The organism is Streptacidiphilus sp. P02-A3a, from assembly GCF_014084105.1.
Lineage (GTDB): Bacteria > Actinomycetota > Actinomycetes > Streptomycetales > Streptomycetaceae > Streptacidiphilus.
Genome location: NZ_CP048289.1, coordinates 1939637 through 1965458 on the forward strand (window position 1 = coordinate 1939637; position 25822 = coordinate 1965458).

General features: G+C 74.0%; 23 protein-coding genes. 7 read left to right on the forward strand and 16 right to left on the reverse strand.

What is annotated here, in order from left to right; all coding sequences use genetic code 11:
• Positions 1–233 precede the first annotated feature (233 nt).
• On the forward strand, positions 234–818 hold the full coding sequence (locus tag GXP74_RS08795) for a TMEM165/GDT1 family protein (protein WP_182450835.1): 585 nt from the start codon (positions 234–236) through the stop codon (positions 816–818).
• A gap of 12 nt (positions 819–830) precedes the next feature.
• Here GXP74_RS08795 and GXP74_RS08800 read toward each other — a convergent pair whose 3' ends face one another.
• From GXP74_RS08800 to GXP74_RS08810, 3 genes are all read right to left on the reverse strand, one after another.
• Positions 831–1853 (reverse strand): peptidoglycan-binding protein, encoded by a 1023-nt coding sequence (locus GXP74_RS08800; RefSeq protein WP_182450836.1) that lies wholly within the window; start codon positions 1851–1853, stop codon positions 831–833.
• Positions 1854–1938: 85 nt separating this feature from the next.
• Positions 1939–3963, reverse strand: coding sequence for an MFS transporter (locus GXP74_RS08805; protein WP_182450837.1), 2025 nt, complete (start codon positions 3961–3963; stop codon positions 1939–1941).
• A 146-nt stretch (positions 3964–4109) separates the two neighbouring features.
• Positions 4110–5342: a cytochrome P450 gene (locus tag GXP74_RS08810; RefSeq protein WP_182450838.1), complete on the reverse strand. Its 1233-nt coding sequence runs from the start codon at positions 5340–5342 to the stop codon at positions 4110–4112.
• 183 nt (positions 5343–5525) lie between these two features.
• On the opposite strand from GXP74_RS08810, the gene GXP74_RS08815 reads away from it, so the two are divergent.
• Positions 5526–6695: a steroid 3-ketoacyl-CoA thiolase gene (locus GXP74_RS08815; RefSeq protein ID WP_182450839.1), complete on the forward strand. Its 1170-nt coding sequence runs from the start codon at positions 5526–5528 to the stop codon at positions 6693–6695.
• Positions 6696–6721: 26 nt separating this feature from the next.
• Here the strand turns inward: GXP74_RS08815 and GXP74_RS08820 are convergent, their stop codons facing one another.
• From GXP74_RS08820 to GXP74_RS08850, 7 genes are all read right to left on the reverse strand, one after another.
• On the reverse strand, positions 6722–7378 hold the full coding sequence (locus tag GXP74_RS08820) for a hypothetical protein (protein WP_182450840.1): 657 nt from the start codon (positions 7376–7378) through the stop codon (positions 6722–6724).
• Between the two features lie 41 nt (positions 7379–7419).
• On the reverse strand, positions 7420–8340 hold the full coding sequence (locus tag GXP74_RS08825) for an ECF transporter S component (protein ID WP_182450841.1): 921 nt from the start codon (positions 8338–8340) through the stop codon (positions 7420–7422).
• On the reverse strand, positions 8337–9986 hold the full coding sequence (locus tag GXP74_RS08830; RefSeq protein ID WP_182450842.1) for an ABC transporter ATP-binding protein: 1650 nt from the start codon (positions 9984–9986) through the stop codon (positions 8337–8339). The genes GXP74_RS08825 and GXP74_RS08830 overlap by 4 nt, the downstream gene beginning before the upstream one ends.
• Positions 9983–11095, reverse strand: a complete 1113-nt coding sequence (locus GXP74_RS08835) for a CbiQ family ECF transporter T component (RefSeq protein ID WP_182450843.1) — start codon at positions 11093–11095, stop codon at positions 9983–9985. The genes GXP74_RS08830 and GXP74_RS08835 overlap by 4 nt, the downstream gene beginning before the upstream one ends.
• 82 nt (positions 11096–11177) lie before the next feature.
• Positions 11178–11837 (reverse strand): SCO2322 family protein, encoded by a 660-nt coding sequence (locus GXP74_RS08840; protein ID WP_182450844.1) that lies wholly within the window; start codon positions 11835–11837, stop codon positions 11178–11180.
• Positions 11834–13276 (reverse strand): hypothetical protein, encoded by a 1443-nt coding sequence (locus GXP74_RS08845; protein ID WP_182450845.1) that lies wholly within the window; start codon positions 13274–13276, stop codon positions 11834–11836. Before GXP74_RS08845 ends, GXP74_RS08840 begins: the two co-directional genes overlap by 4 nt.
• A 178-nt stretch (positions 13277–13454) precedes the next feature.
• Positions 13455–14663, reverse strand: a complete 1209-nt coding sequence (locus GXP74_RS08850; RefSeq protein ID WP_182450846.1) for an MBL fold metallo-hydrolase — start codon at positions 14661–14663, stop codon at positions 13455–13457.
• A gap of 198 nt (positions 14664–14861) precedes the next feature.
• Between GXP74_RS08850 and GXP74_RS08855 the strand changes: the two genes are divergently transcribed.
• Both GXP74_RS08855 and GXP74_RS08860 read left to right on the forward strand, forming a co-directional pair.
• The gene (locus GXP74_RS08855; protein WP_182450847.1) at positions 14862–16340 is read left to right on the forward strand and encodes an aldehyde dehydrogenase; all 1479 of its coding nucleotides are present in this window, start codon (positions 14862–14864) and stop codon (positions 16338–16340) included.
• Positions 16340–16573, forward strand: a complete 234-nt coding sequence (locus GXP74_RS08860) for a ferredoxin (protein ID WP_182450848.1) — start codon at positions 16340–16342, stop codon at positions 16571–16573. The genes GXP74_RS08855 and GXP74_RS08860 overlap by 1 nt, the downstream gene beginning before the upstream one ends.
• A gap of 25 nt (positions 16574–16598) precedes the next feature.
• Here GXP74_RS08860 and GXP74_RS08865 read toward each other — a convergent pair whose 3' ends face one another.
• Positions 16599–17192, reverse strand: coding sequence for a TetR family transcriptional regulator (locus GXP74_RS08865; protein ID WP_225447796.1), 594 nt, complete (start codon positions 17190–17192; stop codon positions 16599–16601).
• A gap of 333 nt (positions 17193–17525) precedes the next feature.
• On the opposite strand from GXP74_RS08865, the gene GXP74_RS08870 reads away from it, so the two are divergent.
• From GXP74_RS08870 to GXP74_RS08880, 3 genes are all read left to right on the forward strand, one after another.
• Positions 17526–18863, forward strand: coding sequence for a glycosyltransferase family 4 protein (locus GXP74_RS08870; RefSeq protein ID WP_225447797.1), 1338 nt, complete (start codon positions 17526–17528; stop codon positions 18861–18863).
• Positions 18864–19019: 156 nt separating this feature from the next.
• Positions 19020–19775, forward strand: coding sequence for a class I SAM-dependent methyltransferase (locus GXP74_RS08875; RefSeq protein WP_182450850.1), 756 nt, complete (start codon positions 19020–19022; stop codon positions 19773–19775).
• A gap of 50 nt (positions 19776–19825) precedes the next feature.
• A complete protein-coding gene (locus tag GXP74_RS08880) occupies positions 19826–20845 on the forward strand; it encodes a prenyltransferase/squalene oxidase repeat-containing protein (RefSeq protein WP_182456299.1) in 1020 nt (339 codons plus the stop codon).
• 36 nt (positions 20846–20881) lie between these two features.
• Here the strand turns inward: GXP74_RS08880 and GXP74_RS08885 are convergent, their stop codons facing one another.
• From GXP74_RS08885 to GXP74_RS08905, 5 genes are all read right to left on the reverse strand, one after another.
• Positions 20882–21157, reverse strand: a complete 276-nt coding sequence (locus GXP74_RS08885; RefSeq protein WP_182450852.1) for a hypothetical protein — start codon at positions 21155–21157, stop codon at positions 20882–20884.
• 71 nt (positions 21158–21228) lie between these two features.
• The gene (locus GXP74_RS08890; protein WP_182450854.1) at positions 21229–22233 is read right to left on the reverse strand and encodes an LLM class F420-dependent oxidoreductase; all 1005 of its coding nucleotides are present in this window, start codon (positions 22231–22233) and stop codon (positions 21229–21231) included.
• Between the two features lie 153 nt (positions 22234–22386).
• Positions 22387–23529 carry a hypothetical protein gene (locus GXP74_RS08895; protein WP_182450856.1) on the reverse strand — a complete coding sequence of 381 codons (1143 nt, stop codon included), beginning with the start codon at positions 23527–23529 and terminating at the stop codon, positions 22387–22389.
• A gap of 88 nt (positions 23530–23617) precedes the next feature.
• On the reverse strand, positions 23618–24640 hold the full coding sequence (locus GXP74_RS08900; RefSeq protein ID WP_182450858.1) for an N-acetylmuramoyl-L-alanine amidase: 1023 nt from the start codon (positions 24638–24640) through the stop codon (positions 23618–23620).
• Entirely contained in the window at positions 24630–25751 is a 1122-nt protein-coding gene (locus GXP74_RS08905; RefSeq protein ID WP_182450860.1) for a hypothetical protein, read from the reverse strand. Before GXP74_RS08905 ends, GXP74_RS08900 begins: the two co-directional genes overlap by 11 nt.
• Positions 25752–25822: the final 71 nt, after the last annotated feature.

Sequence of the window (25822 nt, forward strand, 5' to 3'; positions counted from 1 at the left end):
TGCGCCGATCGAAGGGGAGTAGCCCCCACCGGACCGTCGACATACTGGCTGGTCCTCGTCCTGGACGAGGCCGCCCGGCGCCCGGGGCACCGTTACGGCGGCGCTGGTGAGACCTTCGGCCGCAGTGCTCCAGCTTGCCCACAAGCCGCCCGAGCGCTGACGTGCCGAGGCGTCCCCGGAAACGGGCCCGAAGGCCCGGCGGCGCTACCGAAACCTTTGAGGACACCACAGACGTGAGCATCACCGTCGCCGCGATCACCTTCGGGATCATCTTCGTGGCCGAACTGCCCGACAAGACCGCCCTGGCCAGCCTGGTGCTCGGCACCCGGTACCGGGCGAGCTACGTCTTCGCCGGGATCGCCGCCGCCTTCGCCGTCCATGTCGCCCTGGCCATCGCGGCCGGGAGCCTGCTGTCGCTGCTGCCGCACCGCTGGGTGGAGGGGGTGGTCGGCGCGCTGTTCCTGGCGGGCGCGCTGATGCTGCTGCTCCAGAAGGAGGAGGAAGAGGAGGAGGGCGCCGTCCGGGAGCCCTCCTCCAACGGCTTCTGGCGGGTCGCCGGGACCGGCTTCGTGATGGTGCTGATCGCCGAGTTCGGTGACCTGACCCAGATCGCCACCGCCAACCTGGCCGCCAAGTACTCCGATCCGCTGGCCGTCGGCCTGGGCGCCTGGCTGGCGCTGTGCGCGGTCGGCGGGCTGGCCGTGGTCGGCGGGCAGAAGCTGATGCAGTACGTGCCGCTGACCCTGATCACCCGGATCGCGGCGGTGGTGATGCTGGTGCTGGCGGGTGTCAGCATCGTCGCCGCGGTCACCGGCTGACCGGCGCGGCGGTTACTGGCCGCCGTTCTGGATGGCCAGCTGCTGGGCCATCGCCGCCTGGGTGTACGGCCCGTACACCCCGGTCGGGTCTCCTGCGCCGAAGGGGATGAACCACCGCTGGAACTTGGCGACGACCTTCTTGGTCTGCTCGCCGTAGACGCCGTCCACGTTGAGCGTGGCGTCCAGGCCCCAGATGCTGTTCAGCTCCTGTTGCAGCGTGACCACGGCGGGTCCGCTGGAGCCCAGCGCGAGCGTGCCGGAGCTGCCGCCGCCGGTCGCCGACGGCGAGGCGGACGGCGACGGGGACGGCGGAGCGCTGGTGGCCGGGGCGCCGACGGAGCGGCTGGGCGTCGGCCGGGTGCTCACCTGGACCGGCGCCGCCGGTGCGCTGCCGCTCGGCGACGGCGAGTGCCGTACCACCGGCGCCAGGCGGGTGGCCGAGGCGGTCGGGGCGGCGGTGGCGGTGGCGGCGCTGCTCGGAACGGCGCTGGGGGCGGCCTGGGTCGGCAGCGGCGCGGTGACCCCGGGCTGCGGCAGGGCGACCTTCACCGGTCCGCCGCCCAGCAGCTGCGGTACCAGCGCGGCGGCCACGCCGACCGCGGCGATCACGGTGATGCCCGCGGCGATCAGCAGCGTGCTGCGGCTGCGTCCGGGCGCCCGTCGGCCCCGGCCGGTCCGCGGGCCCGCCGGCGGACGGGTGACCACCACGCTGCCGAGCGGCTCGGCCGAGCGCTGCGCCGGGAGGTACGCCGGGAGCACCGCGGTCTGCTGCGCCTGGGCCTGCGGCGCCGGTACCGGCTGCTGTGTCCGGGGCTGGCGGGACCCGTCCACGGGGTCGAGCAGCTCGGCGTCGACGATCTCGGCGTCGAACACCTGCTCGGGGTCGTCGCCGTCCGGGTGGAAGTAGGGGCGCACCAGTTCCGGGCCGCCGACCACCGGGATGACGGCGGTCTCCTCGTTGCTTCCGGACCAGCCGCAAGGGCAGCCTTCGGGAGCGAGTGCGTTGCCGCACCTGCCGCACAGCTGACCGGTCATGGTTGTCGCCCCCACATTGTTCGAACGGTGGACGATTATGCAGGAAGATCGTCCGTTCGTGCAGGGGTGTCCGCTCGCGACGGGCTCACAGGGACATGACCCGGCCCGGCGCGTCCATCGAGTTGTCCGCCAGTTCCCGCAGCATGCGCAGCAGTTCGGCGTGCTGCTCCGGCGACCAGCCCTCCAACTTCTCGTTGAGCAGCGCGAGTCGGGCCGCGGTCAGCTGGGACACCACCTGTTCGCCGGCCGGGGTGAGCGTGATCAGGCCGTCGGCGTCGCGCTGGATCCGGCCGCTGGCCACCATGGCGTCCAGCTTGGGGCGGATCTCGTCCGGCTTGATCTTGTTGCGGCGGCAGATCTCCTCCTCGGTGACCGGCCCCGCCTGGTGCAGCCGGAACAGCCCGTACGCCTGCGGGACGCTGATGTCGATGTCGGCCCGGTCGATGCAGCGGCCGTAGCGCTCCCAGATGTTCTCCCGGCTGGACAGCTTGGTGACCATCCGCTCGATCTCGTCCGCCGAGCTGCGGAAGGTCGGCAGTCCGGCCGCCTCGCCCGGCTCGGCCTGGCGGTTGGAGGTGCGCAGCGGCACCTCGCGCAGGAACAGCGACAGCACGAAGGCGATCACCGCGATCCCGGCGGCCACCAGGTACACGGTCTGCAGCGAGACCGCGTACAGGTGCAGGAACGGCTCGATCAGCGGGCGGTCCGCGGGCGGGGCCTTCTGCACGATGGTCGGGTCGGCCAGCACCTCCTTCACCGGGAACCGGGGCGAGAGGGTGCCGTTGGCCTGCGCGGTGGTGATCTTCGCGCTGAGCCGGTTGTTCAGCACGGTGCCGAAGATGGAGGCGCCGAACGCGCCGCCGATGGAGCGGAAGTAGGTGACCCCGGCGGTGGCGGTGCCCAGGTCGGCGAAGTCCGAGGAGTTCTGCACCGCGATGATCAGCACCTGCATCACCAGGCCCAGGCCGAGGCCGAGCACCAGCATGTACAGGCCCATGACGGTGGAGCTGGTCTTCTCGTCCACCTGGGCGAGCAGCACCAGCGAGACCGCGATCAGCGCGGTGCCGACGATCGGGTAGATCTTGTACTTGCCGGTCCGGCTGATCAGCTGCCCGGTGCCGATGGAGGTCACCAGCACGCCCGCCATCAGCGGCAGCAGCCGCAGCCCGGAGGTGGTCGGCGAGTTGCCGTTGACCACCTGCATGTACAGCGGGATGTAGGAGAGCGCGCCGAACATGCACAGGCCGACCACGAAGCCCATCGCCGAGCAGATGCTGAAGACCTGGTTGCGGAACAGCCGCAGCGGCAGCACCGGCTCGTCCACCCGCCGCTCGACCAGGATGAACAGGGCGATCAGGATGACCGCGCCGATGCCGCAGCCCCAGATCTCCACCGAGTTCCAGCCCCAGGTGCTGCCGCCGAGGCTGGCGATCAGCACCAGGCAGGTGGAGGCGGCGGCCAGCAGGGCGGTGCCCAGGTAGTCGATCTTCGGGCGCGTCTCCGGGTTCTTGGCCTGCAGCGCGACCAGGATCACGGCCAGGGCGACGGCGCCGATCGGCAGGTTGACGTAGAACACCCAGTGCCAGCTGAGGTTGTCCACCAGGAAGCCGCCGAGCAGCGGGCCGACCACCGAGGAGACGCCGAAGACCGCGCCGATGACCCCCTGGTAGCGGCCCCGGTCGCGCGGCGGCACCACGTCCGCGATCACGGCCATCGCCAGCACCATCAGACCGCCGCCGCCGAGGCCCTGGAGGGCCCGGAAGATGATCAGCTGGAGCATGTTCTGCGAGATGCCGCAGAGCGCCGAGCCCAGCAGGAAGATCAGGATGCAGACCACGAACACGTACTTGCGGCCGAACAGGTCGCCGAGCTTGCCCCACAGCGGCGTGGTCGCGGTGGCGGCCAGCAGGTAGGCGGTGACCACCCAGGAGAGGTGGTTGGCGCCGCCGAGGTCGCCGACGATGGTCGGCAGCGCGGTGGAGACGATGGTCTGGTCGAGCGCGGCCAGGAACATCCCCAGCATCACGCCGAGGAAGACCAGCTTGACCTTGCCCTGGTCCTCCTCGATCGGTGCCCTGTCCGCTGTTGCCGCCGCCTGCTGCTGGGCCATCGACCCCTCCGAGTGCCTGGTGGACTGGACCCCAGCGTTTCAGCGGCGGTTGCGGACTGCCCGCCGGAGCGTCCGAACGGGCTAGAGCCGGTCTTTCGGATCACGTCGGATAGCGGGCGGCGGTCGGACGCGGCTCGGGCGGGGGCTCAGACGTACTCGACCGGCAGCTCCTTGATGCCGTTCAGCCAGGCGGAGCGCAGCCGCCGGGGCTCGCCCGCGAGCCGGATGCCGGGGACGGCGTCGGCGATGGCGTTGAAGACCAGGTCCAGCTCCAGCCGGGCGAGGTTGGCGCCGAGGCAGAAGTGCGGTCCGCCGCCGCCGAAGCCGAGGTGCGGGTTGGGGTCGCGGAGGATGTCGAACTCCTCGGGCCGGTCGAACACCGTGGGGTCGTTGTTGGCGGAGCTGTAGAAGATGCCGACCCGCTGCCCCTCGCGGATCCTCGCGCCGCCCAGTTCGACGTCCCGGGTGGCGGTGCGCTGGAAGGACATCACCGGGGTGGCCCAGCGGACGATCTCGTCGGCGGCGGTGGCCGGGCGGCGCTCCCGGTAGAGCCGCCACTGCTCGGGGCGGGTGAGCAGGGCGTGGATGCCGTGGCTGGTGGCGTTGCGGGTGGTCTCGTTCCCGGCGACGGCGAGCAGCAGCACGAAGAAGCCGAACTCGTCCGAGCCGAGGTTGCCCTGCCCCTCGGCGCCGACCAGCTGGGTGACGATGTCGTGCGCCGGACAGCGCTTGCGCTCCTCGGCGATGCCCATGGCGTACATCATCAGTTCCATCGCGGACTCGGTTCCGGCCTGCGGGGTGACCGAGAGCTCGGGGTCGTCGTAGGAGACCATCCGGTTGGTCCACTCGAAGATCCGGGCGCGGTCCTGCTGCGGTACCCCGATCAGCTCGGCGATCGCCTGGAGCGGCAGCTCGCAGGCGATGTCGCGGACGAAGTCACCGCTGCCGCGCTCCCGGGCCTCGGCGACGATGTGCTCGGCGCGGTCGCGCAGGGCGCCCTTGAGCGCGTTGACGGCGCGCGGGGTGAAGCCGCGCTGGACGATCTGCCGCAGCCGGGTGTGCTCGGGCGGGTCCATGTTGAGCATCATCACCCGCTGCCCGTCGATACCGGCGCGGTCGATGTCGGGGTGGAAGCGGATGATCGCGGTGTTGGCGGCGGAGGAGAAGGTCTCCGGGTGGACCGACACCTCCTTCACGTCGGCGTGCCGGGTCACCGCCCAGTAGCCGCCGTCGTCGAAGCCGGTGGTGCCCGGGCGCTGGGGTATCCAGCGCACCGGTTCGGTCCGGCGCAGCGCGGCGAACTCGGGGAGCGGGACCCGGGCCTGGTTGACGTCCGGATCGGTGAAGTCGAAGCCTTCGGGCAGCGCGGGGCAGGTCATCGGGGCCTCCGGGGTGACCTCCGGTTTGGCTGACGCTGTGTCAGATGTTCCGTCCGACAGTAGTAACACGTTCTAGTCGGTGCAAGAGCCTTGCGCCGGTGTGCGCGCAGCGAATACAAAGGCACTGAGAAGTAGAACGTGTATCAGTTCTCTTGAGTTCACTGGGCGCCCGGAGGACGAGTCATGGCCGCTGAACCCGTCATCGTCGAAGCAGTTCGCACCCCCATCGGCAGGCGCGGAGGGGCCCTCGCCAACCTCCATCCCGCCTACCTGCTCGGGGAGACCTTCCGCGAACTGCTGGCCCGCACCGGCGTCCAGCCGGACGTGGTCGAGCAGATCGTCAGCGGGACGGTCACCCACGCGGGCGAGCAGGCGATGAACCCGGCGCGCACCGCCTGGCTGGCCATGGGCCTGCCGTACGAGGTGGCGGCGACCACCGTCGACTGCCAGTGCGGCTCCTCGCAGCAGGCCAACCACATGGTCGCCAACATGGTGCAGGCCGGGGTGGTCGACGTCGGCATCGCCTGCGGGGTCGAGTCGATGAGCCGGGTGCCGCTCGGCAGCGCCTCGGCCCACGGGCCGGGACGGCCCTTCCCGGACGAGTGGAACGTGGACCTGCCGAACCAGTTTGAGGCCGCCGAGCGGATCGCCCGGCGGCGCGGCCTGACCCGCGCCGACGTGGACCGGCTGGGCCTGGAGTCGCAGCGGCGCGCCGCCCAGGCCTGGGCGGAGGAGCGCTTCAAGCGGGAGACCTACGCGGTACAGGTGCCCACCACCGAGGCCGAGCAGCTGGCCGGGCAGGGCATGTGGCGGCTGTTCGACCGGGACGAGGGGCTGCGCGACACCTCGGCCGAGGCGCTGGCCGGGCTGCGGCCGGTGATGCCGACCGCCATCCACACCGCCGGGAACGCCTCGCAGATCTCGGACGGCGCGGCGGCCGTGATGTGGGCCTCGCGCCGCGCCGCGCGCGCCCTCGGACTGACCCCGCGCGCCCGCATCGTCGCCCAGGCGGTGGTCGGCACCGATCCGCACTTCCACCTCGACGGGCCGATCGACGCGACCCGCGCGGTGCTCGGCAAGGCCGGGATGCGGCTGTCCGACATGGACCTGGTCGAGATCAACGAGGCCTTCGCCTCGGTGGTGCTGTCCTGGGCCCAGGTCATGGACGCGGACCTGGACCGGGTGAACGTCAACGGCGGCGCGATCGCGCTGGGCCACCCGGTGGGCTCCACCGGAGCCCGGCTGATCACCACCGCGCTGCACGAACTGGAGCGCACCGGAAAGGAGTTCGCGCTGGTCACGATGTGCGCCGGGGGAGCGCTGGCGACGGCGACCATCCTGCAGCGGCTGTGAGGCCCGCGGCGGCCGCGGGGCCGGTCTCAGTCGGCCTGGACCGGGCGGATCAGCGACTCACTGCCGAGCGGCACGAAACCGGCCGCCAGGAACGCCCGCAGCGAGCGGGCGTTGCCCGGCGAGACGGCCGCGAACAGCGGCTCCCCCTCGGGGACCAGGGTGAGCGCGTCCACCAGCAGTGACCGGCCAAGACCGGCGCCGGGGCGCTCCAGCTCGACACTGAGCTCGCGGCGTCCGGCCAGTCCCTCGGCGAGCGTCACGAAGCCCCGCTCGTCGCCGAACACCTGTACCTGGGTCCGGACTTGGCGCGCGTAGCGGACCCGGTGGGTCTGCTCCGCATCCTGACGCCGCGTCAATTTCGGTGACCCGCCGCTGCCCCGGGCCATCAGCATGACGTCGACCTCGCCGATCACGTGGTCCGCCCCGGCCAGCAGCAGCAGGAAGTCCGGGGCCATCGAGCCGCCGAAGCCGTTCGGCCGGTGGGCGCGGACCTCGGCCTCCGGGAGGTCGGTGGCCACCACCGCGTGGCCGGTGAACGCGACCGAGCAGGACAGCCCCCGGCCGAGCCCGGGCAGCACCGTGACCGCGCCGTCCACCGGCGGGAACCGGCCGTCCGCCGCGTCGAGCAGCACCCGCAGCAGCGGATGCGGGCGGTTCGCCGCCGTCGCGGCTGTGCTTGTCATACCGATCATCGTAGGTAGCCGCGCCCGCGGCCATCAAACGGTCAGCCGCCGGGCTCCGGGGGCGCGGCCGGCGCGGCCGGTTCAGTCGGGGGGACGAACGCGATCGGGGCGTCGAAGGCGGCCCGGCGGGAGGCCCGGCGCAGCGCGTGCAGCAGCGGGCGGCCCAGGCTGAGGCAGAGCACGGCGGTCAGCGTGCTCCGGGTGATGTTCCAGGCCATGCCGGTGGTCAGGTGGTACGTGAGGAAGCGGAGCAGGTTGGTCCGCAGCGAGCCGCCGGGGACGAAGGAGATGCCGCTGCCCAGGCCCGCGATGTAGGGCCAGCCCTGGAGGTCCATCACCAGCGCGTACAGCTCGGCCGAGAGCGCGCCGTAGACCGCCAGCAGCCACAGCTCGCGGCGTCCGCGCAGGGTGCCGGGGCCCGGGAGCAGCCCGGCGCCGAGGCAGACCCAGCCCATGGCCAGCATCTGGAACGGCAGCCACGGGCCGACCCCGCCGGTGAGCAGGGCGGAGGCGAACATCGAGACGTTGCCGAGGACGAAGCCGAAGCCGGGCCCGAGTACCCGCCCGGACAGCACCATCAGGAAGAACTGCGGTTCGAGACCGGCGGTGCCCGCGCCCAGCGGTCGCAGCGCCGCCCCGGCGGCGGCCAGCACCCCGAGCAGCGCGACCGACTTCGCCTCCAGACCGGCCTGGCCGCCGCTGGTCACCCGGCCCTCGCTGAGCTGCGCCACCACCACCGCCAGCAGCAGCGGCAGCAGGCCCGCGAACAGCCACGGGGCGTCGCCGGAGTGGGCCAGGCCGGAGCCGGGCGCGGCCAGCAGCGGCCAGCCGAAGGCGACCACCCCGATCACGGCGGTGAGCAGCAGCAGGGCGGTGGAGCGGCGGCCCACCGGGACCGGCCGGGCCAGGTCGGCGCCGGTGGTCGACCGGGCCCCGGCGGTGATCCGGGCGCTGGCGGTCATCGGAGCTCCTCCCGCAGCGCCGCGGTGACCTGGCGGACCGTCAGCCAGGGCTCCGGGCTCAGTATCTTGGCCACCTGCGGGGCGAACGCCGGTGAGGAGAGCACGACTTCGGCGGTGGGCCCGTCGGCGACCAGCTCGCCCTCGGCGATGATCACCGTTCGGTGTGCCAACTCGGCTGCCAGTTCCACGTCATGAGTAGCCATCAGAATCGCGTGTCGCTGTTCGGCCAACTCCCGCAGGATGTCAACCAGTCGGGCCTTGGCGGCGTAGTCCAGGCCCCGGGTGGGCTCGTCCAGCAGGATCAGCGCCGGGCGGGCGGTGAGGATCACCGCCAGCGCCAGGGTGAGCCGTTGGCCCTCGGACAGGTCGCGCGGGTGGACGCCGTCGGCTATGCCCGGCAGCAGCCGCTCCACCAGCGCCCGGCAACTGCCCGGCGCCGAGCCGGTGTCGCGGTCGGCCGCCGCGCACTCGGCGCTGACGCTGTCGCAGTACAGCAGGTCGCGCGGCTCCTGCGGGACCAGGCCGACGTGCGGCAGCAGGGCGACCGGCTTCACCCGGTGCGGGGTCAGCCCACCTACCTCGATCCGGCCGCTGCCGGGCGCGTGCAGCCCGACCAGCGAGCCGAGCAGGGTGGACTTGCCGGAGCCGTTGCGGCCCATCAGCGCGGTGATCTCGCCCGGGTGCAACCGCAGGTCCACCCGGCGCAGCGCCTCGACGGCGTCCCGGCGCACGCCGAGCCCGCTGACCGTGGCCACCGGCTGCGTCCCGGGCCGCCGTGCCGCCGGGGTCGCGGTTTCGGCTCCGGCCCGTGCCTCGGCGCGGGCCGCGGCCTCGGCGAGCCGGGTGCGCAGCGGGGCGGCCCGGCGGCGGGCGTCGCGGACCGACAGCGGCAGCGGGGACCAGCCCGCCACCAGGCCCAGCGCCACCACCGGCGGATGCACCGGGGAGGCCGCCATCACCTCGGCGGGCGCGCCGCAGACCGGGGCCCGGCCGCCGCCGGGCAGCAGGATGACCTGGTCGGCGTACTGCACCACCCGCTCCAGCCGGTGCTCCGCCAGCAGCACGGTGGTGCCGAGGTCGTGCACCAGCCGTTGCAGGACCGCCAGCACCTCCTCGGCCGCGCCCGGGTCCAGCGCGGAGGTGGGCTCGTCCAGCACCAGCACCTTGGGATGCACGGTCAGTACCGAGCCGATGGCGACCCGCTGCTGCTGCCCGCCGGAGAGCGTGGACAGCGGCCGGTCCCGCAGTTCGGCGAGGCCGAGCAGGTCCAGCGTCTCCTCGACCCGGCGCCGCATCACGTCCGCGGCCAGGCCCAGCGACTCCATGCCGTAGGCGAGTTCGTCCTCGACGGTGTCGGTGACGAAGTGCGCCTGCGGGTCCTGCCCGACGGTGCCGACCACGTCGGCCAGGTCGCGCGGACGGTGGCTGCGGGTGTCGCGTCCGGCGACGGTGACCCGGCCGTGCAGCACCCCGCCGGTGAAGTGCGGCACCAGTCCGCTGACCGCGCCGAGCAGGGTGGACTTGCCCGCGCCGGAGGGCCCCACCAGCAGGCAGAGCTCGCCCTCGGGCACGGTGAGGTCGACCCCGCTGAGGGCCGGAGCGGGGGCGTCCGGGTAGCTGACGGAGACCTGTTCGAAGGTGATCATCGGTTTCCCTTCGGCCGGGGAGCGGCCGGTGGCCGCCGGGGCGGGTGCGGCGCGGCGACCGCCGGGAGCAGCCCCGCCAGCACCGCCACCGCCGGGAGCAGCGGCAGCGAGGGGACGGCCAGCGGTACCACCGGCGAGTTCAGCGCGTCGGTGAACGAGGGGCCCAGCGACAGCATGACCGCCGCCACCGCCACGCCCGAGCCCGCGACCAGCCACTCCCGCAGCGCCCACGGGTCGGGGCGGTAGCGGCTGCGCACCGCCCGCCGCCCGCCGAGCAGCAGTCCGGCGACGGCGGCGACCACCCCGGCGGCCAGCAGCGGCAGCGCCCAGGCGGTGCCGTCCGCGCCGAGCAGCCCGTAGGCGGCGACGCAGACGCCGAGCAGCCCGGTGAGCGTCAGCGCGGCGGTGGTCCGGCGGACGGCGGCGGGGACGTCGGCGGTGCGGCCGAAGCCCCGGGTGTCCATCGCGGCGGCCAGGCTGACGGAACGTTCCAGCGCGCTTTCGAGAACGGGGATCCCGATGGTGAGCAGTGCTCTCGCGCCGCGCTCGGTGCGTCCGCGCAGGCGGCGGGCGGCGCGCAGCCGCTGCACGTCGGACACCAGGTTCCGCGCGAAGGTGAGCGCGACCACCACCGCGACCCCGACCTCGTACAGCGCGCCGGGCAGCGAGCGGAGCAGCCTGGCCGGGTTGGCCAGGGCGTTGGCGGCGCCCACGCAGACCAGCAGCACGGCCAGCATCAGCGCCTGGTAGAACGCGAACAGCAGCCCTTCGAGGCTGACCGGCCCGCCGATCTGCACGCCGTGCGCCCAGTCGGGCAGCGGCACCCGGGGCAGGGTGACCAGGACGTGGGTGCCGGGGATGTCCGAGCCGAGGACGGCGAAGAACACCATCCGGATCAGCAGCACCAGCAGGCCCAGCCTGAGGAAGACGCCGTAGGCGTGGGCCCACGGCGCGTCGGTCCTGCGGGCCGCCACCACGTGGCCCGCGACGGCCGCGATCAGCAGCAGGAGCAGCGGGTTGGTGGTGCGGGAGGCGGCCGTCGCCAGCCCGAGGGCCCACAGCCACCAGGCACCCGGATGGAGGTGCCTGGTGGGCGGCGGCGTGCGCATGGTGAGACGTCCTGACGGTGCTGATCGTTGCCGACCGCCCGGTGCGGGGGCGGACGGAGCGGCGGGGTCGGCGGGCGGGGTGTCAGTCGCGCCTGCGGCGGGTCCGCCGGAAGCTCAACCAGCCGAGACCGGCGATCAGGATCGCGCCGATGATCCAGCTCACCGTCTTCTGGCCCTTCCCGCGGATGACCACCGGGGCGGCCCCGGGGCTGCTGCTCGCGGCGGCGGCGGTGCCGCTGCCGCTGACGACCTGGCCGCAACCGCTCTGCGGGTAGCCGGAGATGGCGCAGAGCATGCCGCTGGCGTCATAGCGCAGCGGCGGCTCGGACACCGCCAGCAGCTGCGCGGAGCTGGAGTCCGCGGCCAGCGTCACGCAGCGGACGACGGTGGCGGGCGGGACGGCGCCGGTACCGGCGTCGGCGGCCGTCCCGTAGTCGATCACCACCGCGACCCGCTTCTTGCCGCTGACGGCGGGCGTGTGGGCGCAGGCGGTGGCGAAGTCCGGCGCGGTGCGCGGCTTCGCGGTGTCGTCGCTGCCGCTGCTGACGCCGAAGCGCCAGCCGTCCACCGAGCCGTCGGCCGGGACGAACGTGTTCGGGTCCGACTGCTGGTACGTCCAGCCGTTGCCGGTCCCCTCCCAGAACGCCCAGTAGCGGTAGCTGGCGGCGGAGGCGGGGACCGCGGACAGCAGCAGTGCCGCCGCTGCCAGGATCACTGCCGAAAAAATCTGACGGAATGTCATGAACGCTTGCCCTTGGCCCGGTTGTAGCTGAACAGGGTCCCACCGGCGATGGCGGCGACCAGGACCGCGGCGAATATCCACCACGGCGAGAGGCCCTTGCCGCTGGACTTCGCCGCGACGTTCGCGGCGGCGGCCGGGGTGCTCGGAACGGCGGCCGGGGTGGCCGCCGGGGCGGGGCCGATCGCGATCAGCTGGGCGACCAGGTCGGTGGTGCCGAACTCGTGCGGGTTCAGGCCGGTCGCCCGGGCGTCCAGGATCAGCAGTGCCAGCGCGGAGGACAGCGGCACCCCGTTCTGGCCCTGGATCCACGCCTCGCCGTTCTCCCGCAGCCACTGCACCGCGCTCGCGGCCGGGGCGGACCAGCCGTCGTCGGCGAGCGAGAGCGCGGCCCAGGCGGTGCTGGAGTAGTCGGGGGCGGCCGAGGCGCCCGCGAGCGCCGCCGAGATGTGGGCGCCGCCGGCGGCGATCCGCTTCGCCAGGTACTGGGCGGCGGCCTGCTTGGAGTCGGAGCAGTCGGCCGAGGGGGTGGCCGCGGCGGCCCCGGTCGCCGCCGGGCCGGTCGCCCCCGGGCCGGGCAGGAACCCGCCCGCCGCGCCCAGCGCGGCCTGCGCGCTGGCGGCGTCGTTGGCGACCAGCTTGCCGCTGCCGCTCGGCTGGTAGGCGAACCCGCCCTGCTGGGCGGCCGGGGCGGAGCAGCCGAGCTGGAACGAGTCCAGGCCCTGGATGCCGCTGCGGCCGTCCTTGACCACGGTGCCCGGGTCGGTCCTGGCGGCCTCCAGCGCGGAGACGGCCAGCCCGGTGGAGTTGGCGTCGCTGGCGGTGCCCGGGTTGTAGGACCAGCCGCCGTCCCGGTTCTGGATCTTCCGGTACCAGGCCACGGCCCGGCTCACGGCGGCGTCCTGGCCGCCGACGGCGACCAGCGCCTGCACGGCCATCGAGCTGCTGTTGCTGTCCTCCTGGGAGGGCGTGCAGGGCTTGGCCGGGTCCGCCCGGTAGGACTCCCAGCCGCCGTCCGCGCACTGCTGCCCGGTCAGCCAGGAGACGGCGGAGACGGCCGGGGTCACCCCTTCGGCGCGCAGCGCCATCAGGCTCAGGCCCTGCCGGAAGACCGCGTCGTAGGTGGGGGAGGTGGCGCCGTACAGCCCGGCGGGCAGCGGGGCGGCGCTCGCGGCCGCACTCGTCGGGGCACTGGCACTGGCACTGGCACTGGCACTGGCACTGGCACTGGCACTGGCGCTGGCGGCGCCACTGGCACTGGCGCTGGGGGCGGCACTGGCGCCGGCCGTCGGTGCCGCGCCGCTCAGCGTCGCGCTCGGGAGGTCGAGGCCCATGATGCCCGGCGTCGGTGCGGCGCTTCCGGCGGCGAAGGCCGGCGCGGCGGTGGCGGTGAACACGGCGGCGGTCAGGGCGATGGCGCTGATGCGGGCGGCGCTGAGCATGGTGGGCAGTGCCTTTCGGGAGTGGTGGGCGATCCGTGGACCTCGACGGGGCCGCTCGCACCGGTTTCCCTGCCAGGACGCGATCAAGTTGTCGGGACACTGTAGCCGTCGGCCCTGAGCGGCCGTCGGCCAGCCCCGGGGTCCGGCTCCGCGGCCCGGGCCCGCCCGCCGCGGCCGCTCACAGCGCCCGGTGCAGCGCCGGGTCGGTGCCCGGGACCTCCTCGGCGAGACCGGTCCTGACCAGCCGCCGCAGGTGCGCGGCGGCCTCGGAGAGCGCCAGGTGGCGGGCCAGGAAGCCGAGCTCGGACCACGGCCGGTTCCAGTGCATGCCCTGCGCGGCCTGCCAGAGTGTCAGTGGTCCGTGCTTGAGTGCTACGTGCAGCTCGGCCAACCGGTCCGCGTGGTGGTCGAGCAGCGCCCGGACGCGCGCGGGCGCGTCGGTGAAGCGGTACTGGTGCGCGGGCAGGATCTCCTGCGGCGCGAGGGCGGCGATGCGTTCCAGCGAGTCGAGGTAGTCGCCGAGCGGATCGGTCGGCTCATCGCCCGGGTTCTCCGGGTAGAGGCTGACCACAGGGCTGATCGTGGGAAGGAGGTGGTCACCGGAGAGCAGTCGACTGGGGCGGCCCGGTTCGTCGAGATACAGGCAGACATGCCCGGGGGTGTGCCCCGGAGTCCACAGCACCCGCACGTCGCGCCCGGGGACCCCGGCCGATTCGCCGTGCGCCAGCTCGCGGTCGGGCAGCGCGTCGGCCAGGGCGACGCCGCTCCGGCGCGCGTGGGCGTCGTCGTCGGCGGCCCTGTCCGTGCCGCCGCCGGTGCCGCCGTCGCGGTCGGTGCCGCCGGCGCCGTCGCGGTCGTCCGTGGGGGAGCCGCCGAGGCCGCGCAGGGCCGCCAGGTGCTCCTCCGGCACGCCCGCGTGCCGCATCGACCGGGCCATCCGGTCGATCCAGCGTGACGCGGGAGCCCCGGCGATCGCCCGGACCACGGCCGCCTCCGCGCCGTGCATGGCGATCCAGGCGCCGGACTGCTCGCGGACGTGCGCGGACAGGCCGTGGTGGTCCGGGTGGTGGTGGGTGACCAGGATGCCGTGGACCTCGGCCAGGCCGAAACCGGCCGCCCCGAGCCCGTCCGCCAGCGCGGCGCGCCCGGTGGGGTCGTCCCAGCCGGTGTCCACCAGTACCGGGCCGCGCTCCGTCTCCAGCGCGTACACCAGCGTGTAGCGCAGCGGGTTGTCCGGGATCGGCACCGGGATGCTCCACACCCCGCCGCCGAGCCGCTGCACCGGCGGCAGCGTCCGGCCGCGCCAGGCCAGCCGGTCGGGCGCGGACTGCTCGGGGCCGGACAGCTGGGGATCGGACTGCTCGGGGCCGGGCTCCTCGGCGGGCATGCTGCCGTCCTCTCCCGCCGGGTCGGCGAGCACGAGCGAACGCCCGCCAGTACCAGGACTAGAACGCGTTCTGTTCATGATGCAACGAATCGGAACTAGTCGGGGAGCCTACTGCATGGCCGTTGCCCCCGATAACTAGAACTGGTATCAGTTCTATGGAGGGTCAATGATGACAACCCGTCAGTAGGGAGTCCGGACATGACCGGGGTAGTGGAGTACAGCGAGCTCGTCATCGGCGGGGAACTGGTCGCTCCGGCCGGGACCGAGGTCATCGAGGTGGTCTCGCCGCACACCGAGCAGGTCATCGGCCGGGTGCCGCACGCCGCCCGGGCGGACGTCGACCGCGCGGTCGCGGTCGCCCGCCGGGCCTTCGACGAGGGCCCCTGGCCCCGGCTGCCGCTGGAGGAGCGGCTGGCCGTCTGCGCCCGGATCAAGGACGGCATCGCCGCCCGCGCCGAGGAGATCGCCCGCTGCATCAGCTCGGAGAACGGCTCCCCGTACTCCTGGAGCATCCTGGCCCAGGCCTACGGTCCGATGATGATCTGGGACGCGGCCATCGCCACCGCCCGCGGCCTGGTCTTCGAGGAGCACCGGGCCGGGGTGCTCAACCCGCTGCTGGTGCGCCGCACCCCGGTCGGCGTGGTGGCCGCCGTGGTCCCGTGGAACGTTCCGCAGTTCGTCGCGGCGGCCAAGCTCGCCCCGGCGCTGATCTCCGGCTGCGCGGTGGTGCTCAAGCCCTCGCCGGAGACCCCGCTGGACGCCTACCTGCTGGCCGAGATCTGCCGTGACGCCGGGCTGCCCGAGGGCGTGCTCAGCGTCCTGCCCGCCGACCGCGAGGTCAGCGAGTACCTGGTGGGCCATCCCGGCATCGACAAGGTCTCGTTCACCGGCTCCGTCCCCGCCGGAAGGCGGGTGATGGAGGTCGCCTCGCGCAACCTCACCCGGGTCACCCTGGAACTCGGCGGCAAGTCCGCCGCGATCGTGCTGCCCGACGCCGACCTGGACGCCGCCGTGCCCGGCCTGATCGGCTCCGCCTTCATGAACAACGGCCAGGCCTGCGTGGCGCAGACCCGGATCCTCACCGCCCGCGGCCGCTACCAGGAGACCGCCGAGCGGCTGGTCGCCGCGATCGGCGGGCTGGTCACCGGCGACCCGCTGGACCCGGCCACCACCGTCGGCCCGCTGGTGGCCCGCCGCCAGCGGCAGCGCAGCCTCGACTACATCCGGATCGGCCAGGAGGAGGGCGCCAAGGTCCTCGCCGGTGGCGGCGCCCCCGCCGACCAGCCCACCGGCTGGTACGTCGAGCCGACGCTGCTGGGCGAGGTCGACAACCGGATGCGGGTCGCCCGCGAGGAGATCTTCGGTCCGGTGATCTGCCTGATCGGCTACGAGGACGAGGCGGACGCGGTGCGGATGGCCAACGACTCCGACTACGGCCTGTCCGGCAGCGTCTGGTGCGGCGACGTCGGGCACGGCATCGAGGTCGCCCGCCGGGTGCGCACCGGCACCTACTCGGTGAACACCTTCGGGCTGGACTTCAACGGGCCCTTCGGCGGCTTCAAGAACTCCGGCATCGGCCGCGAGTTCGGCCCGGAGGCGTTCGCGGGCTTCCTGGAGTACCAGACCGTCTGCCTCCCGCAGGGCTACCAGCCGCCGACGGCGGGCGGCGAGGCCTGATGGGCGACCGGTGGCGGGTGGAGGTGGACCGGTCGCTGTGCATCGGCTCGGGGCTGTGCGCCGCCGCCGCGCCGGACGGCTTCCTGCTGGACGCGGCCCGGCAGTCGCACCCGGCCCGGGCGGAGGCGGACGCCTCCGAGGCGCTGCTGGCCGCGGCCGAGGGCTGCCCGGTCGAGGCGATCACGCTGCTGCTGTCCGGCACCGGCGAACCGGTCTTCCCGCCCGAGGAGTGAGCCCCGCGGTCGGCACCGGTCGGGCCTACTCGCCGAGCAGGCGGCAGGCGGTCTCCAGGTCGATCCGGACCTGGGCGATCGACGCCCGCCCGGAGAGCCAGCTGACCAGCGCCGAGTGCCAGGTGTGCTCGATCACCCGAACGGCCGCCAGCTGGTCGCGACTCGGCGGCAGGTCGGCGCCCATGGCGTCCACGATCAGCGCCGTGGTCAGCCGGGTGACCTGGTCCACCTCGGCGCTGACCGAGCGGTCGGCGAAGGTCAGCGCCCTGACCATGGCCTCCGCCAGCTGCGGCTCGCGCTGCAGGCCGCGGAAGGTGCGCATCAGCGTCTCGGTCACCCGGGCCCCGGGTGTGTCGCCGACCGGCGGATGCTTGCGCACCGCGTCCTGGGTCAGCTGGAGCTGGTCCTGCATGGTCGCCACCAGCAGGTGCACCTTTGACGGAAAGTAGCGGTACAACGTGCCCAGGGCCACCCCGGAGCTCTCGGCGACCTCGCGCATCTGCACCGCGTCGAAGCCGCCGCGCGAGGCGAGCTGGGCCGCCGCGTGCAGGATCCGGCGGCGGCGGGCCTCCTGCCGCTCCGTCAGCGGCGGTGTGGAGGGCCTGGGGTTGGTGGTCACGTGCGGTCCCCCCGTCTGCTGGCGCCCCGGGGCTGCCGGCACCCCGGGTCGGTCGGCGCCCCGGAATGCACGGGCGGCCGGAGTCCTCGGCCGTCCGGCGTCGCCCATGATGGCGCAGAGCGGCAGGGTGGCGCGAATCACCCGCCCTGCCCCCGAGAGCACCACTACGGGCCGGTAACCTCAAGGTCTTCAACTGCTCCATCATTGGAACGTGTTCTAGATTACCCTGACGAGGACGGCTGTCGGGAGTACCCGGAGCTGGTGGCGCGGACAACACGACGGTACTGACTGATCAGCGGTTTTTGCAGGTTCTCGCGGAGGAGACGACCCCAGGTGACCACTGTTGCGCGCGACCGTGTGTCGGCTGACCGGCCGCTGCGGATCGCCCTGCTCTCCTACAAGGGCAACCCGTTCTGCGGTGGCCAGGGCGTCTACGTCCGCCACCTGTCGCGTGAGCTGGCCAGACTGGGGCACGACGTCGACGTGCTCGGCGGGCAGCCCTACCCGGTGCTGGACGCCGCCGAGCCCGGCTCCACCGGACGCCTCGGCTTCACCGAGATCGCCAGCCTGGACCTCTACCGCGAGCCGGACCCGTTCCGGAACCCGGGACTGTCGGAGTACCGGGGCCCGGTCGACCTGCTGGAGTACGCGGTCATGCGCACCGGCGGCTTCCCCGAGCCGCTGACCTTCAGCCTCCGCGCCCGCCGCCACCTGGCCCTGCACCGGGGCCGGTACGACGTCGTCCACGACAACCAGACCCTCGGCTACGGCCTGCTCGGCCTGGACCGGATCGGCTTCCCGCTGGTCACCACCGTGCACCACCCGGTCACCGTCGACCGCGAGCTGGACCTGGCCGCCGCCGGAAGCCTGCTGCGGCAGCTGTCGGTCCGCCGCTGGTACGGCTTCACCCGGATGCAGCGGCGGGTCGCCCGGCGGCTCGACTCGGTGCTCACCGTCTCGCAGAGCTCCAGCCGCGAGATCAGCCTGCACCTCGGCGTGCACCCGGAGCGGGTGCACGTGGTGCCGATCGGCGCGGACGTCCGGCTCTGGTCGCCGGACCCCTCGGTCGCCGAGGTCCCCGGGCGGATCGTCACCACCTCCAGCGCGGACGTCCCGCTGAAGGGCCTGGTGCACCTGGTCGAGGCGCTGGCCAAGGTGCGCACCGAGCGCGACGCGCACCTGGTCGTGGTCGGCGGACGGCGTGACGACGGGCCGGTCGCGGAAACGATCCGGCGGCTGGGCCTGGAGGACGCGGTCGAGTTCCGCGGCGGCATCGACGACGCGGCCTTCGTGGACCTGGTCCGCAGCGCCCAGGTCGCCTGCGTCCCCTCCCTCTACGAGGGCTTCTCGCTGCCCGCGGCGGAGGCCATGGCCACCGGCACCCCGCTGGTGGCCACCACCGGCGGCGCCATCCCCGAGGTCGCCGGACCCGACGGTGAGACCTGCCTGGCGGTACCCCCGGCCGACCCGGGCGCGCTCGCCGCCGCGCTCGGCCGACTGCTCGACGACGAGGGCCTGCGCCGCCGTATCGGCGCCGCCGGACGCGAGCGGGTACTGGCCCGGTTCACCTGGGAGCGGGCCGCCGAGCTCACCGTGGAGCGCTACCGCGAGGCCATCGCCACCGGCATCGGGCAGCGCGCCCGCGCGGGCGACGGCTGGCGCTACGTGTAACCGGCGCCGCGCCGGTCCGCCGCCGGTCCCGCCCCTCTGGTCCCGCCCCTCTGGTCCCCGTCCTTCTGGTCCCCGTCCTTCTGGTCCCCGTCCTTCTGGTCATTGTCCGACCCTCACCGCTGCCTCCCCGGACACAGTGAATGGAGCCCCCCGACCGTGCTGACCGTCGACTTCTCACGATTCCCGATCGCCCCCGGCGACCGGGTGCTGGACCTGGGCTGCGGCGGCGGCCGACACGCCTTCGAGGTGTACCGGCGTGGCGGCCGGGTCGTCGCCCTGGACCGCAACGCCGAGGAGATCCGCGAGGTCCGGCGCTGGTTCGCGGCCATGGAGCAGGAGGGCGAGGCCCCGGCCGGGGCGTCCGCGATCGCCATGGAGGGCGACGCGCTGGCGCTGCCCTTCCCCGACGACACCTTCGACAAGGTGATCATCTCCGAGGTGATGGAGCACATCCCGGACGACAAGGGCGTGCTGGCGGAGATGGTCCGGGTGCTCAAGCCCGGCGGCTCGATCGCGGTCACCGTCCCCCGCTGGCTGCCGGAGAAGATCTGCTGGGCGCTGTCCGACGCGTACCACGAGGTCGAGGGCGGTCACATCCGCATCTACAAGGGCGACGAACTGGTCGAGAAGATGCGCGGCGCCGGGCTCACCCCCTACGGGCAGCACCACGCGCACGCGCTGCACGCCCCGTACTGGTGGATCAAGTGCGCCCTGGGCGTCGACAACGACCAGGCGCTGCCGGTCAAGGCCTACCACCAGCTGCTGGTCTGGGACATCGTCGGGACCCCGGTGATCAGCCGGATCACCCGCGCCGCCGAGGCCGCGCTCAACCCGGTCATCGGCAAGAGCTTCGTGGCCTACGCCACCAAGCCGCAGCACCCCTCCGTCGGCGTCGCGCAGGGGCTCGGGTGACGGCGGGCACGGGCCCGGTAGCCGTCCCGGAGGTCCTGGTCCTGCCCGGCGTGCTCGACGCCGGGCAGGCCGCCGCGACCGTCCGCAGCATCCTCGCGGACCAGCGCCCGGACGGGGCCATCCCCTGGTTCCAGGGCGGCCACCTCGACCCCTGGGACCACACCGAGGCCGCCATGGCGCTGGACGTGGCCGGTGAGCACGCCGCCGCCGAGGCCGCCTACCGTTGGCTGATGCGGCATCAGAACCCGGACGGCTCCTGGTACTCCGCCTACACCGACGGCGCGGTGACCGACCGCAACCGGGAATCCAACTTCTGCGCCTACATCGCGGTCGGGGCCTGGCACCACCACCTCACCACCGGCGACGACGCCTTCCTGGAAGAGCTGTGGCCCACCGTCGCCCGGGCCATCGGCTTCGTGGTCGGCCTGCAACGCGCCGACGGCAGCGTCTCTTGGCGGCGCGACGAGGACGGCAACGCGCCGGACGAGGCGCTGCTCACCGGCAGCTCCAGCGTCCACCACGCGCTGCGGTGCGCCCTCGCCATCGCCGACTACCTCGAAGAGCCGCAGCCGGACTGGGAGTTGGCGGCCGGTCGGCTCGCCCACGCGATCAGCGGGCACCCCGAGCTGTTCCTCGACAAGGACCGCTACTCGATGGACTGGTACTACCCGGTCCTCGGCACCGCGCTGCGCGGCGCCGCCGCCAAGGAGCGGATCGACCGCGACTGGGACCGCTTCGTGGTGCCCGGCCTGGGCGTGCGCTGCGTCGCCGACCGGCCCTGGGTCACCGGTGGCGAGAGCGCCGAACTCGCCCTGGCCCTGTGGGCGGTGGGCGAGTCCGACCGCGCGGTGGAGATCCTGCGCGCCATCCAGCACCTGCGCCACGCGGACGGCGGCTACTGGACCGGGTACGTGTTCGAGGACGACGCGGTCTGGCCCGAGGAACGCACCACCTGGACGGCGGGCGCGCTGCTGCTCGCGGTGGCCGCGCTCGGCGGGGACGAGGCCACCACCACCGTCTTCGGTGGTGACAGCCTCCCGCCGGGACTGACCGTCGACTGCTGCTCCTAGTCAACTCCCAGGTTCAGCAGCGATGGTGACGCCTGGTCAGCTGACTCGACGGGCTCCCTGGTGGAGCGCGTTGCCGACCAGTGCGTAGACCACGGCCGGCAGGCCGAAGGCCAGCAGGGTGCGCACCTTGTCGTTGTGAACACCGTTGAAGAGGTTCTTCGACCAGGTCGCGAGCCAGTCCGACGCCTGCTGGATCCAGTGGACGAAGGAGTTGCCGGTACTCGTGTCGAAGAGGTACAGCACGATCCAGACGATCAGGATCAGTGCTGCCAGGTTGGCCACGATGGCGATCAAGCGGGTTATTCCACTCATGCGGCACGCCTGCCCGGTTCCGGCCCCTGGAAACTGGCCGGTGCGGTGGCGGCGGGCGCCGGTGCGGACGCTCAGAGCACCAGTTCGGCCAGGGTCCGCAGGGTCAGCGGGTCGCGGGCGGTGACCAGCAGGTCGGTCACCGGCCCGGCCCGCCACGCCGTCAACCGTTCGGCGATCCGCTCGCGCGGGCCGACCAGTGAGATCTCGTCGGCGAAGGCGAGCGGGACGGCGGCGACCGCCTCCGCCCGGCGTCCGGCCAGGAACAGCTCCTGGATCCGGCTGGCCTCGGCCTGGTAGCCCATCCGGGCCATCAGGTCCGCGTGGAAGTTGCGTCCCCGGCTGCCCATGCCGCCGATGTAGAAGCCCAGCATGGCCTGGATCGGCGCCAGTCCGGCGGTGACGTCCGCGCAGACCCGGGCCTGGACCAGCGGGGCCACCACGAAGCCGGGGCGGGCCCCGGCCGTCGCCCCGGTGAAGGGGGCGAAGGGGGAGTAGTAGAGCGGTAGCCAGCCGTCGGCGATGCGCGCGGTCTGCGCGACGTTCCTGGGGCCCTCGGCCCCGAGCAGGATCGGCACGTCCGCCCGCAGCGGGTGCAGGATCGGCTTCAGCGGTCGGCCGAGCCCGGTGGCGTCCGGGCCGTGGTACGGCAGCGGATGGTAACTCCCGTCCAGGGCCACCGGTTTCTCCCGGCGCAGCACCTGGCGGACGATGTCGACGTACTCGCGGACGGAGGTGAGCGGGGAGCGCGGGAAGGGCCTGCCGTACCAGCCCTCGACGACCTGCGGCCCGGACAGGCCGAGGCCGAGCATGAACCTGCCGCCGGACAGGTGGTCCAGGGTCATCGCGTGCATCGCGGTCGCGGTCGGCGTCCTGGCCGCCATCTGGGCGACGGCGGTGCCCAGCCGGATCCGGCTGGTGTGCGCGGCGATCCAGGTGAGCGGGGTGAACGCGTCGGAGCCCCAGGCCTCGGCGGTCCACACCGAGTCGTAGCCGAGGCGTTCGGCCTCCTGCGCGAGTTCCACGAATCCGGTGGCGGGGGCCGCGCCCCAGTAGCCGAGTGCCAGACCGAGCCGCATGCCGGGAACCCCCTGTATCTGATGCTCCGTCAGATCCCTGGGGGTGAGAGTAGGCCGTCCGCCGTGGCTCCGCAACGGACCGCGGGCCGGGACGGTTGCTCACCGTCCCGGCCCGCGGCCGAGGTTGTGCGTGCCGCCGGGTCGCCGACCCGGTCAGCCGCGCTGGATGCCCGTGGTGTCGTGCAGCAGCCCGCGCTTGCCCTCCTGGGTCTGCGTGAGCAGCGCGTCGCCGGACTGCGCGATCGCCAGGTACCAGGTGCCCGGGACCAGTTCGCCGACCGGGGCTCCGGCGCCGTGCTCGGGGGCGAGCGTGCGGACGGCCGGGACCGCGAACCAGAACGGCGCGAACGAGGGCGCGGGCTCCGGCGTGGCGACCGGCGCGGGCTCCGCGGCCGGCTCGACCGCCTCGGCGGCGGGCTCGGGCGCGGGCTCGGGCTCGGGGGCTGACGCGGCCTCGGGCTGGACCGCCTTCAGTATGGCCGTGGCCCGGTCACGCTGCGGCGGAGCGGCGTCCTCCGGAGCGGGAGCGGGAGCGGGAGCGGGAGCGGGAGCGGGAGCGGGCGTGGGCGCCGGGGTCGGGGTCGGGGTCGGCGCGGGCGCGGCGAGCGGGGCGCCGTAGCCCTGGCTGGGCTGGTCCGGCTGCTGTAGCCCCTGCTGCGGGTAGCCGTACCCGTGCGGCTGCTGCTGCCCCTCCGGCTGCCCGGTCTGCGCCGGCTGCTGCGGGTAGCCGTAGCCGCCCTGCTGCGGTCCGCTGAACGGCTGGCCGGGGTGGCCCTGCTGCACCGGCTGGCCGTGGTAGAGCCCGCCGGGCTGCCCCTGCGGGTAGCCGCCCTGCACCGGCGCCGCGGCCGGCAGCAGCGGCGCGGCCAGCGCCGGCACCATCGGGCCCGCCAGCGCCGCACCGGCCGCGATCAGCGTCCCCAGGAAGCCCAGATAGGCACCCGCGCCGATGCTCACGTCGCTGCCGCCGCCGAACAGCGACCACAGGGCGGACCAGAACGCGGCGACGGTGAGCACCGCACCCCAGTTGCCGAGCGAGATCCCGGCCGGGCCGGGGGCGTTGGTCGGCCGCAGGTGCGCGAGGACGACCAGCAGCGCACCTATGATCCCGAGCAGGAACACCGAGGGCAGCAGCGGGAAGCTGCCGGTGTCCCAGGCGCTGGTCGAGCAACTGATCCCGGCCTGCGCGCAGATCGCCGAGTTCAGCGTGAAGAACGGCAGGAACGAGGAGATCAGCAGGAGGAGAGCCGCGAACGCGAGCGCGGCGTCCCCCCTGGTGACGGTTCGGAGGTTCACCGAGTCGAGCCCTCTCTGAGTGATGATGGTCGGACCGGCCATAGCGTACGGGGTGAGCGCTGCGGATGTGGTCAGCTGGGGAAGCGTGTCAATTCTGGTGCAGCAGGAAGGCGCGGAGACCTGAGGCGATTCCCTGGGCGGCCAGTTGCCGCCACGCGGCCGAGGTCATCCGGCCCGCGTCGGTGGCGTTGCGCATGTTCCCGCACTCGATGAACACCTTCGGTACCGTCGACAGGTTGAGTCCGCCCAGGTCACTGCGGACGTCCAGGCCGGTGCCCTGGTTGACGTAGCTGGCGAAGGGTTCGCCGGTGGCCGTGTGGAAGGCCGACCGCAGGTCCAGGCCGAGGGTCCGGGAGGGCCCGACGATCGGCCGGGTGTCGGCGCCGCCCCCGACCACCACGGCGGGCAGGATCACATGGAAGCCGTGGTCGTCCGCCCCCGCGCCGTCGCCGTGGATGGACAGCGCCGCGTCCGCGTGGGCCGCGTTGCCGATCTCCGCGCGCTGGGTGACGCACGGCCCCCACGGCAGGTTGCCGTCCTGGGTGAACACCACTGTGGCGCCCTCGGCCTGGAGCACGGTCCGCACCCGGCGGGCCACGTCCAGGGTGAAGTCGGCCTCCGGGTAGCCCGCGTCGGTCTCGGTCCCGGTGGTGTCGCAGGCCTTGCTGCCGTTGCCGACCTGCACCAGCGCGTTGACCTGGTCCGGGTGGAGGTAGTTGTCCGGGTTGTGGCCGGGGTCGATCACCACGACCTTCCCGGTCAGCGGCAGCGCGGCGGCCTTCGGCGCGGCGGCGGGCGCGCTGCCGCCGGGCGCGGCGGCACTGGCGGAGGTACCGGCGGCAGTACCGGCGGCGGGGCTCGCGGCGGTACTGGCGGCGCTGCTCGCGGCGCTGCTCGCGGTGGGCCGGGGCGACGCGGTGCGTCCGTCCGGGGCGGCGGCCGTGACCGGGTGGCTCCGCCCGTCGGCGGCGAGCGCGTGCCAGCCCAGCCAACCGGCGAAGCAGAGCGGGACCAGCGCGGCCAGGACGATCACCAGCGTCAGCGCCCGGGCGCCCCGGGCGGGGGAGCCGCCGGGCGGGTCGTACCGGTCCAGGGGGTGGTCAGATGGCATCCGCGGTCCTCGTGGGCAGGCCGTACTGCATGGCGATGGGCGTCCACACGTCTATGAACGCGTTCTTGTCCGTGGTCGCGAGCCCGCTCTGGGTTTCGGCATCGGCGTAGTCCGAGTCCTGCGGCGCGCTGTCGGCGGTGCAGCCGCCCTTGGCCATCGCCCCGGCCCAGCGGGCGTAGTCGGTGTCGGCGGTGGCCGACTCCGACCAGGCCCTGCCGAGCACCTGCACCGCCGGCGCGCCGCCCGCCACCTGGCTCACGTCGAGCGCGGCCAGCCGGGTCACCATCGCCCGGCGGGCGGCGGCGGCCTGGGTCAGCGCGGCCTGGGCGGCGGTCACCGAGGCCGAGTTCTGGCACTGGGACACCTGCGCCACCGCGTCCGTCATCTGCTGACCGGCGGACGAGCTCAACCCGAGCAGCTGGTCCACGGCGGTGGCCTCGGCCCGGCCGTCACCGCCGTCACCGCCGCCGCCGGGCGCGCTGGCGCTCGGGTTGCCGCTCGGCGGGGTACCGGGGCCGGTGGACGCGGTCGAGGTGGCCCCGGCGGTCGCGGGCGGGGCGGTCGCTCCGGCGCCCGGGGCGGTCACCGAGGGCGCCGGGGCGAGGGCGCCGGGCTGCTTCGCCGGACCGCCCCCGAGGCCGCGTACCGCGAACCCGCCGACCAGCGCCACGACCACCACCCCGGCCAGCAGCAGCAGCGCCGGGCGCAGCCGCCGCCGGTCGTCCGCCGCCGGGGGCTCCGCCGCGACCGGCGGCCGCGGCTCGGCGTCGCCCGGCTGCCCGGGCGCGGGGCGCGGGTGGCGGGGCCGGACGTAGCCGGGTGGCCGCGTCTGCCCGGACGTCGGCCGGTAGGTCTGCTCCGGGGACGGCGCGCCGTCCCCGGGGGCCGCCGTGGGGTGGGGGCGCGCCAGTGTCGGCTCGGGTTCCTCCGCCTGCCCCGGCACCCGGGGCAGCGGCGCCGTCGCCGCCCCGCGCCCGGCGGGCCCGGACGGCCCCCGCGCCGGATCCGGGACGTCGGCCCGCGCGGTCGTACCGCGGCGGACCCAGCCGCCCGCGCCGCCGCGCGCGGTGGGATCCCACACCGCCGGTGTGCTGTCGTCCGTGTCGGACACGGCTGGCCCTCCCCGCCCATCACCTGGCTGTTTCGGCCACCGTACCGAACCGGGCCCGCCCGGGGCCGCAC

Bases quoted from the DNA above. Each gene is read 5' to 3' on its own strand.
- GXP74_RS08815 (WP_182450839.1), top strand. From the start codon at position 5,526: ATGGCCGCTGAACCCGTCATCGTCGAAGCAGTTCGCACCCCCATCGGC.
- GXP74_RS08885 (WP_182450852.1), bottom strand. From the start codon at position 21,157: ATGAGTGGAATAACCCGCTTGATCGCCATCGTGGCCAACCTGGCAGCA.
- GXP74_RS08860 (WP_182450848.1), top strand. From the start codon at position 16,340: ATGGGCGACCGGTGGCGGGTGGAGGTGGACCGGTCGCTGTGCATCGGC.
- GXP74_RS08890 (WP_182450854.1), bottom strand. From the start codon at position 22,233: ATGCGGCTCGGTCTGGCACTCGGCTACTGGGGCGCGGCCCCCGCCACC.
- GXP74_RS08825 (WP_182450841.1), bottom strand. From the start codon at position 8,340: ATGACCGCCAGCGCCCGGATCACCGCCGGGGCCCGGTCGACCACCGGC.
- GXP74_RS08845 (WP_182450845.1), bottom strand. From the start codon at position 13,276: ATGCTCAGCGCCGCCCGCATCAGCGCCATCGCCCTGACCGCCGCCGTG.
- GXP74_RS08820 (WP_182450840.1), bottom strand. From the start codon at position 7,378: ATGACAAGCACAGCCGCGACGGCGGCGAACCGCCCGCATCCGCTGCTG.
- GXP74_RS08805 (WP_182450837.1), bottom strand. From the start codon at position 3,963: ATGGCCCAGCAGCAGGCGGCGGCAACAGCGGACAGGGCACCGATCGAG.
- GXP74_RS08900 (WP_182450858.1), bottom strand. From the start codon at position 24,640: ATGCCATCTGACCACCCCCTGGACCGGTACGACCCGCCCGGCGGCTCC.
- GXP74_RS08830 (WP_182450842.1), bottom strand. From the start codon at position 9,986: ATGATCACCTTCGAACAGGTCTCCGTCAGCTACCCGGACGCCCCCGCT.
- GXP74_RS08835 (WP_182450843.1), bottom strand. From the start codon at position 11,095: ATGCGCACGCCGCCGCCCACCAGGCACCTCCATCCGGGTGCCTGGTGG.
- GXP74_RS08855 (WP_182450847.1), top strand. From the start codon at position 14,862: ATGACCGGGGTAGTGGAGTACAGCGAGCTCGTCATCGGCGGGGAACTG.
- GXP74_RS08800 (WP_182450836.1), bottom strand. From the start codon at position 1,853: ATGACCGGTCAGCTGTGCGGCAGGTGCGGCAACGCACTCGCTCCCGAA.
- GXP74_RS08850 (WP_182450846.1), bottom strand. From the start codon at position 14,663: ATGCCCGCCGAGGAGCCCGGCCCCGAGCAGTCCGATCCCCAGCTGTCC.
- GXP74_RS08840 (WP_182450844.1), bottom strand. From the start codon at position 11,837: ATGACATTCCGTCAGATTTTTTCGGCAGTGATCCTGGCAGCGGCGGCA.
- GXP74_RS08810 (WP_182450838.1), bottom strand. From the start codon at position 5,342: ATGACCTGCCCCGCGCTGCCCGAAGGCTTCGACTTCACCGATCCGGAC.